Origin of the sequence: Lactobacillus sp. HBUAS51381, assembly GCF_012641095.1 — a bacterium.
In the GTDB taxonomy this organism is placed as follows: domain Bacteria; phylum Bacillota; class Bacilli; order Lactobacillales; family Lactobacillaceae; genus Levilactobacillus.
In genome coordinates this window covers 1-8598 of sequence record NZ_JAAVSC010000053.1, presented here as the reverse complement: position 1 = coordinate 8598, position 8598 = coordinate 1, and the positions used below count along the sequence as shown (strand labels likewise).

Annotated in this window: 6 protein-coding genes; 1 reads left to right on the top strand and 5 read right to left on the bottom strand. The window is 50.7% G+C overall.

Annotated features, from left to right (window positions below; translation table 11 throughout):
- Positions 1-139: 139 nt before the first annotated feature.
- The 5 genes from HEQ50_RS12105 to HEQ50_RS12085 form a co-directional block, all read right to left on the bottom strand.
- On the bottom strand, positions 140-823 hold the full coding sequence (locus HEQ50_RS12105; RefSeq protein ID WP_168900753.1) for a methionine ABC transporter permease: 684 nt from the start codon (positions 821-823) through the stop codon (positions 140-142).
- Positions 824-1885 carry a methionine ABC transporter ATP-binding protein gene (locus HEQ50_RS12100; protein WP_168900752.1) on the bottom strand — a complete coding sequence of 354 codons (1062 nt, stop codon included), beginning with the start codon at positions 1883-1885 and terminating at the stop codon, positions 824-826. It abuts the gene before it with no gap.
- A 214-nt stretch (positions 1886-2099) separates the two neighbouring features.
- Positions 2100-2918, bottom strand: coding sequence for a MetQ/NlpA family ABC transporter substrate-binding protein (locus HEQ50_RS12095; protein ID WP_168900751.1), 819 nt, complete (start codon positions 2916-2918; stop codon positions 2100-2102).
- 510 nt (positions 2919-3428) lie between these two features.
- Positions 3429-3977 carry a DNA-3-methyladenine glycosylase I gene (locus HEQ50_RS12090; protein WP_168900750.1) on the bottom strand — a complete coding sequence of 183 codons (549 nt, stop codon included), beginning with the start codon at positions 3975-3977 and terminating at the stop codon, positions 3429-3431.
- Between the two features lie 203 nt (positions 3978-4180).
- Complete coding sequence (locus HEQ50_RS12085) at positions 4181-5821, bottom strand: peptide ABC transporter substrate-binding protein (protein ID WP_168900749.1); 1641 nt, start codon at positions 5819-5821, stop codon at positions 4181-4183.
- Between the two features lie 419 nt (positions 5822-6240).
- Between HEQ50_RS12085 and HEQ50_RS12080 the strand changes: the two genes are divergently transcribed.
- A complete protein-coding gene (locus HEQ50_RS12080) occupies positions 6241-8490 on the top strand; it encodes a glycoside hydrolase family 3 C-terminal domain-containing protein (RefSeq protein ID WP_168900748.1) in 2250 nt (749 codons plus the stop codon).
- Positions 8491-8598: the final 108 nt, after the last annotated feature.

Genomic DNA, 8598 nt, shown 5'->3' with positions numbered 1-8598 from the left:
TTCAAAATGCTTAAGTTACTGAACCGCCGTATACGGAACCGTACGTACGGTGGTGTGAGAGGTCGGTAGCCGAACTAATCGGCTACCTCCTACTCGATTCAAATTCATTTCGGCTACGCCACCCCAACGAGACCGTCCACTAGGCGGTGTGGTCCACGTACCGGGCGAGCAAGTCACCAATTAACTGAATGGCAAAGACGATGACTAAAATAATCAACATCGCCATGACGGTGACGTCCGTTTCAAACCGACTGTAACCCACGTTGATGGCCAAGTTACCCAAGCCACCACCCCCGATGGCACCAGCCATCGCGGTCAGGTCAATCAGACTGATCAACGTTAGAACGGACGAACGAATGATATCCGCCAAGCCTTCCTTTAGATAAACCCGGAAGATGATCGCAATCGGACCAGACCCCACGGATTCGGCGGCTTCAATCACCCCATGGTCAACCTCGGCCAGGGCGTTTTGAATCTGCCGAGCATAGAACGGTGCGGAACCGATAACCAATGGCACAATCGCCGCGGTCGTCCCGATCGCCGTTCCCACGATAATCCGAGTCAGTGGTGCAATCACGGCCAGCAAGATAACGAACGGAATCGACCGACACAGGTTGACGATCTTATCAAGAATGTTGTAAACAACCCGATTCTCCAAGATACCGCCAGGTTGGGTGACAATCAAGCCAATGCCAATCGCCATCCCCAAGATCCCAGCAACAATGGCCGTGATCGCCGTCATGTACAGCGTCTCACCCGTTGCCTGGACGAAGTCACTCTTCATCGTGACCGCATTAGGAAAATATTTCGTTAATAAATTCATCTAGGCCACCTCCGAATCGTTTGGGTTGAGATGGGTAATGCTGATACCAGCATCCTGACAATACTGCCAAGCCGCTGCCAGCTTATCCGGTTCACCCGACATGACCACAATCAGATTCCCCAGTGGGGTATTCTGCAGGATTTCAACGTTCCCATACAGGATGTTTGAGACCACACCATAACGTTTGTACAGCTCGGTAATCAGGGGCGCATCGGTGCTGGCCCCCACGTATTGCAGCTGAACCAGCTGTTGGCTGTCGCTGAGGTGGAGGGAGTCGGCCTGACGGAAGATCTTTTCCAGGGCCTGATTGATCTGGGTCGCCGTATTGATGAAGTCCTGAGTCAGTGGCTTTTGTGGTCGACTGAAAATGGAAACCAAATCACCGCGTTCGATGATCTCACCATCTTCCATGACCGCTACCTTGTTACAGATTTCCTTCACGGCTTCCATTTCGTGGGTAATCAAGACGACGGTCAATCCCAACTCCTTATTCAGACGTTTCAGCAACGCTAGAATAGAAGAAGTCGTCTTGGGATCTAAGGCACTCGTCGCTTCATCACTAATCAAAATCTCGGGGTCATTGGCTAGTGCTCTGGCAATGGCCACCCGTTGCTTTTGACCACCGGATAACTGAGCCGGGTAGTCCGTTGCCTTTTCGCTGAGGCCGACCAGTTCCAAGAGATGTGCCACCTTCTTCTTGCGGTCTTCATGCGTCAACCGCCCCTTTAGGGGATAGCCCACGTTGTCCGCAATCGTGCGGGAAGCCATTAAGTTAAAGTGTTGAAAAATCATGCCAATCTTAGTTCGCGCCGTCCGCAAGTCGCGAGACGAGAGACTTAAGATGTCCTGTCCGTTAACGACTACGGATCCAGCAGTCGGCCGTTGAAGCCGGTTAATCACCCGGACCAACGTACTTTTCCCGGCACCGGAGTACCCAACAACACCATAGATGTCGCCACGTTCCACCGTTAACGAGACTTTTTTGACGGCTTCGACGGTCTGCCCCTTATTATGGAAGGTGACGTCGATGTCTTTTAATTGAATTATCGCTTCATTAGTCAAATCTTCGTTCTCCTTACTCGCCCTATGCTGGCATTTTTTCTCTCTATACAATCACTTAATCCCGGATTCCCGCAACGTCGACTGACAGCGTTCAGGCACCGTGCTGTGGGAAAATCATCATCGGCACAGCGCAGTGCCCGAACATCTCGTCATAGAAGTTGGTTCACTCAAATGGTAACTAACCAGTCGTAAAGCTTCTACTTATATCGACGGTTTACCAAGCTGGAACGGATAAGCCGTGGAAGTACTTCTTGATTAACTTCTTAGTTGCTTCGGATTGGTAAGCCTTCACAATCTTCTTGTAAGTCTTGTTGTTCTTATCAGACTTGTTAGCCGCAATGATGTTGACGTACGGGATAGAAGCCTTGTTCAGCTTTTCCTTGTAAATGGTTTCGCTATTTGGCAGCTTAGCTTCAGCAGCGAATTCGTTGTTGATGACGGCACCGGTAGCATCACTCAATGAACGTGGCGTCTGGGCAGCATCAACGGCGGTAATCTTCAAGTTTAATTTGTTTTGCGTGATGTTCTTTGGTGTTGGCAAAGCGACCTTGGAATCAACCTTGATCAGCCCAGCGGATTGCAGTAAGTGTAAAGCCCGGCCTTCGTTCGTTGAATCGTTAGGAATCGTAATTTGGTCGCCCTTCTTGATGTCAGCCACGTTCTTAACCTTCTTGGAGTAGAGCCGTAGTGGTGCGCGGACGGTCTTCCCGATGGAAACGATGTGGGTCTTGTGCGCCTTATTCCATTGGTCCATGAAGTAAGTGTGTTGGAACGAGTTAATATCAATTTCGTGATTTGTCAACGCAGCGTTAGGCTGGTTGTAATCGGTAAAGGTCACCAGCTTGATGTTGATGCCTTCCTTTTTCAACTTCTTTTGGATCGGTTTCCAGATCTTTTCGTCGGAACCCATGATCCCAACTTTGACGGTCTTGGTGCTCGAACTGCTGCTGGATGACTTGCCACAGCCCGCAACGATTAACAATGGAATTAACAACACAAGTAACCAACTAAAGCGTTTAAATGATTTCTTCATACTCAAAAACCCCTTTATCCCAATTTAAAATATAATTGCTGAATTACTGCGAGAGAAAACGGTGACCAAAAGAAAAGAGTCCGCCTCTAAATTAATAGAAACGAACTCCGTCGTGGTACCATTCTAATTCAAGTCAGCTATTGCCTGACCCCTCATTAACACTCGCCAGCTTGCGCCTTAAAGTGCGTGCACGATAATGAGTGCCAAGCATCGCCACTTCATCCCGAGGACTTAGCAGCGCCAATTCATTTCAGGCCATCTTCACCCCGCCGTGGGTTACTCGCTTTCAGCAAAACGCGAGCTCTCTTGGAACCATTGACGGTGGTTACTCTCCTGATCACATTGTTTTCAATCGCTTAATTTAATTGCAAGTCTAATGCAACTTTAATCCGGTGTCAAGGAAAACCTTTAATAAATATTTTTATATTAAGCCCGTCATACCGGTCTTTTACCGCCACGACTGCTTTAAAATCGGTTTCACACCACCAAAAACTCTCACGCAATTTTTAATTAGTCGTCCAAGATTGGCTGGCGCAGAATCCCCGCCGCCAGTAAAAACATGTGCGTGACGACCGGTCCCACAAAGCTAAAGCCACGCCGTTTCAAATCCTTAGCCACGGCGCTACCTAGCGTAGACTGATTGGTCAGCTCATCGCGCGTCTTCGCAGGTAAGAGAAACGGCGTCCCGTCCACAAACGCCCACAGATAGGCACTAAAACTCCCAAATGCCTGTTGGACCTTGAGAATGGCGCGGGCATTCAACAGAACGGCCCGAATCTTACGGTGGTTGCCAATCATCGCAGCATCGCCCGCAATCTCGGGAATCGCCACCTCATCAATCATCGCAGCCACTTGAGGGATGGCCATTTCGGCAAAGACGCGCCGATACACCGGCAGCTTGCTGGCCGCCGCTTGCCAACTCAGACCCACCTGAAAGACCCCGACCGTCAACAATTCAAATAAAACATGATCGTCATGGGTCGGTGTGCCAAAATACGCATGGTATTCCTGCACACCATCCGTTTGCCAATCCCGGCCATCATCTGGTTTAATCGTCATCGTGACATCCCCCTTCGCTCCCTATCATAGCAAAGCCGCCCGATTTTACCTAATCCTCAAAGTTCTCGGTGGCTGGTTAAACGACAACGACCGGTAACGCTGGCGTTTGGTCCAACATTACCGGTAGCTATCGAAAATCTAGTCGTTAAGCTTGCTCGCTAAGATTGACGCCCACCGGCAACCTTGGTTAGTTTAACGCTGGTTTACTTCATGTAGGCGTACTTATAACTCCACTGCGTTCCGGCCGTGTTGTGAATGATCCCCTTCACGTCCTTGCGTTGGAGATAGGCGTAGTTGGCCTGGTAGAGCGGCGTAAAGCTCTGTTGCTTGTTAATCAGCTTGGCCGCCTGAACCATGTCTTGCCAACGCGCCTCATCGTTGCCGGCATCGGCCCCTTGCGCCTTGTCGATCAGCGCATCGTACTGCTTATTGGTCCATTTCCCGTAATTCAGCGCGTTAGAGCTCACTGGAATCTGCAGGAAGGAAATCGGGTCATTGAAGTCGGCCCCCCAATGAGACAGGTAGAGATCGAAGTCTCCACTGGTCGAACGAGACTGTGCCACGGAGGCCGGAACATTGTCGATCTTCAAGTTAAACCCGCTCAGGTTCTTCTCCAAGGTTCCCTTGAGGTACTGCGTCACGGTGCTGGCCGCAACGTCATCGTTGCCGGCCATGATGTTCAAGTTAACCTTCGAAATTCCCAATTGCTTCAACCCAGCGGCCCACTTTTTCTTGGCTAAAGTTGGATTGTACGTCGTGGTATTCTTCACGACCTGTTGCTTGGCAAAATCCTCGCCGGTCTTCGGATCGCTTGCTAGCCCACTCGCGACGAAACCGGTTGGCGTCACGGAACCATCTCCCAGAACCTTCTTGGTCAGTTGGCTACGGTTGATCGACAGCGCAATGGCTTGCCGAATATTTTGATTGCTCATAATCCGCCGTTTCTCGCGATTCGTATCCTTGAAGTTGTATTTCAAATGAATCACGATTGAATACGGGTATTCCTTAAAGGCACTGTTATTCTTGTAGTTCTTGACCTGCTCCGTGGATAACTGTGCAAAGTCCAGCTTGTTATTTTGGTACAGGCTCAGCCCGGTCTGCGGGTTCGTGACGACTTGGTAGTTAATCTTCTGAAGCTTTACGACCTTCTTGTCCCAGTACTGATTGTTCTTGACGAAGGACCACGTGTTTCCCGTCCCGCTCCAGTTAGAAATCTTGAAGGGACCGCTGTAGACCATGTACTGCGACTTGGTGGCATATTTCTTGCCGTACTTGTTGACGACCTTTTCGTTTTGTGGGGCAAATAACGGGTAAGCCATCAGGATCTTAAAGTAGGCGATCGGCTTGTCCAATTGAATCACCACGGTCTGTTGATTTTTGGCATGAATCCCAATGGTATCGGGGTTGGCCTTCCCGGCAATGATCTTGTCCCCGTTCTTAATTCCGGAGAACATGGTCGTGTAGGACGCCTTGGTCGCTGGCGTCAACGTCCGACGCCAGGAATAGACGAAGTCCTGCGCGGTAATCTTATCGCCGTTACTCCACTTGGCGTTATCCCGAATATGGAACGTCCAGGTCTTCTTATCCTTAGAGACCTTGGCAGAGTCGGCCAGTCCGGGCGCAACCTTTCCATCCTTGCCTAACCGATAGAAACTTTCAAAGACGTTCCCCGTCTGGCCGTAGCCCGTGGCTTTGGCCAAGTCAATGGTGTCGAGCTGTGCCGTTGCGGGTAACCGCAAGACTTGTGAGGGCTTCGTCGTCGAGGCAGATTGACCGCAGGCAGCTAAGCTCAATCCCATCGCAATCACTGCTGCAACTAACCCAATGCTGGTCCATTTTTTCATAAAATTCGTAGCTCCCTTATCCTCAAATTTAGTGGTGTGCAATCCCCTAAACACGTTTTGAATACAGAAAAAGCGGGTTTCCCCTCACGTTGATCGTGATGGAAAACCCGCCTACAGTGACAACAATTACTGTTGTCGTCGTTATGTAGTGCTACTGGTTAGCCGGAAAATCACGATTGAACGCAACGCAAACAAGCACGTTACATTGGCAACATGCGGCTAACATCATTTGGTTTTGTTTGGCATTACGCATCATCATGATTTTCCCTCCTTACTTTTTGTAATCGAATTGGATTGCACAAGATTAAAGATAAACTCTTTTAACCCGTTTGTCAAAAGAAATAAATCGGTTACTAACATCTCAAACGGGAAAACTGTATACTGGAGTTAAGTTGAACAAGTAGAAAGGATTTGAACGTATGGACATCGAACGAACGCTTGCTGCATTGACGTTACCGGAGAAAGCCGCTATGGTCTCCGGCAAGAACTTTTGGTACACGGCCGCCGTCGACCGCTTGGGAATTCCCGCATTGATGATGACGGATGGTCCCTCCGGCTTACGGAAACAGGACCCCAACGCTTCTGCTGGAGATCTTACCGACTCCGTAAAAGCCATCACCTACCCCGCTGCGGCCCTCAGTGCCAGCTCTTGGAATCAGGAGTTGATGAAACAACTTGGTGAACACTTGGGTGAAGAAGCCCGAGCTGAACAGGTTAGTCTCTTATTAGGACCGGGCGTTAACTTGAAGCGTTCGCCACTGGGTGGACGTAACTTCGAATATCTCTCAGAAGATCCATTGGTGGCTGGTAAATTAGCCAGTGCCTACGTTGAAGGGGTCCAATCGCAACATGTCGGCGTCTCGGTCAAACACTTCGTCGCCAACAACCGCGAAAACCAGCGTTTCACTGCCTCTAGTGATATGTCGGCGCGGACCTTACGCGAACTCTACTTACGGACGTTTGAGATTATCGTTAAGGCCGCCTATCCGGCAACGATCATGACCTCCTACAACCGGACGAATGGGGTCTTAAACTCCCAAAACCGGCATCTTTTGCGCGATATCTTGCGTGACGAATGGGGCTTCCACGGCGCCATCATGTCCGACTGGGGAGCGGTCGCGGACCATGCCGCAGCCTTAACAGCCAGTCTAGATCTGGAAATGCCAGGTAAGGGCCAAGCCTCGGTCGATGAAATCATTCGCGCCGTGGAGACCGGTGAATTAGATATCGGGACGTTGAACAAGGCGGTTCGACACTTACTCCACGTTGTCGACAAGTGGAAACCGGCCCCGACCGCTCAGACCTATGATCATCAGGCCCACCATGACTTTGCCCGTAAGCTGGCCGATGACAGCATCATTTTGTTGAAGAATCACCAACAGGAATTGCCTCTCAAACCCGATCAAGCGGGCAAGGTCGTCGTCATTGGGGAATTGGCTGAACATCCCCGTTACCAAGGGTCCGGAAGTTCGCACGTTAATCCGACAAAGTTAGTCACGCCCTTAGATGCACTTAAGGATACGGGGCTACAGGCGGACTATTACCCGGGCTATCAATTGGACGAAAGTGAAACGGATGATCATCTCGCGGACGCCGCTCTGACTGCGGCCAAAGATGCCGACCACGTGATTATCTTCGCCGGTTACCCGGATGCCGCCGAATCAGAAGGTTTCGACAAAACGGCGATTACACTGCCCGAAAACCAAACGGATCTGATTGGTAATCTGGCAAAGCTCAACGCCCACACGACGGTTGTCCTCCAAAACGGGTCCGCCGTGGAGATGCCTTGGATTCATCCGGTCGCAGCCGTGGTTGAAACCTACCTCGCAGGAGAAGCCGTCGGGGAAGCCACCTGGGATATTCTGACGGGGGCCGTCAATCCTTCCGGTCACCTAACAGAAACATTCCCCATTCGATTAACCGATACACCGATGGCCCCGACCTTTGCGCAAGACCCACGTCACGAACTTTACTCCGAGGGTATCTTCATGGGCTACCGGTACTACGACACTCACGAAATGCACGTCCTCTATCCCTTTGGTTACGGGCTAAGCTATACGGAGTTTGAATTCACGAACTTGGCCGTTAAGCAAACTGATCACGGCGCCACAGTGACGTTCGACGTCACCAATACCGGCGATCGGGCCGGACAAGCGGTGCCACAACTCTACGTGGCCAACCACACGTCTCACGCCCCAATGCCGACCAAGGAATTACGTGGCTTTACCAAGCTAGCGATTGAACCGGGCGAAACCAAGTCGGTGACGTTATCCCTTAACCGCCAAGACTTCAGCTGGTGGCATCAGGGTAAGCACCGCTGGCAAGCCGATTCCGGCGACTATGAAATCATGATTGGTCAGTCCTCACGAGATATTCGCCTGCAGACGAAGTTGACCATGGACTTCAAGAACTCACCGGCACCCCTCACGGATGAGACGTATTTGACCACTGTCGCTACCACCCCACGTTTGTTGGCGCTCTTCAAGCAACACGTGATTGCGTCAGCCGACCGACACGGAAATAGCCTGTTAAGTGCGACCGATGCCAACGGTGAACCGACTGTTTTACAAGATCAAATGTTCCTCAACATGCCGTTACGTGCCTTGATTGCTCAGGGCGTTCCGGCCGAGTCGATTGAAGACTTTATCCAAGCGGCTAACGCCCGCTAAACACTTTACCATAATCGAGTAGGAGGTAGCCGATTAGTTCGGCTACCGACCTCTCACACCACCGTACGTACGGTTCCGTATACGGCGGTTCAGTAACTTAAGCATTTT

Coding starts and splice junctions, on each gene's coding strand:
- HEQ50_RS12085 (WP_168900749.1), bottom strand. CDS start 5,821: ATGAAAAAATGGACCAGCATTGGGTTAGTTGCAGCAGTGATTGCGATG.
- HEQ50_RS12095 (WP_168900751.1), bottom strand. CDS start 2,918: ATGAAGAAATCATTTAAACGCTTTAGTTGGTTACTTGTGTTGTTAATT.
- HEQ50_RS12105 (WP_168900753.1), bottom strand. CDS start 823: ATGAATTTATTAACGAAATATTTTCCTAATGCGGTCACGATGAAGAGT.
- HEQ50_RS12080 (WP_168900748.1), top strand. CDS start 6,241: ATGGACATCGAACGAACGCTTGCTGCATTGACGTTACCGGAGAAAGCC.
- HEQ50_RS12090 (WP_168900750.1), bottom strand. CDS start 3,977: ATGACGATTAAACCAGATGATGGCCGGGATTGGCAAACGGATGGTGTG.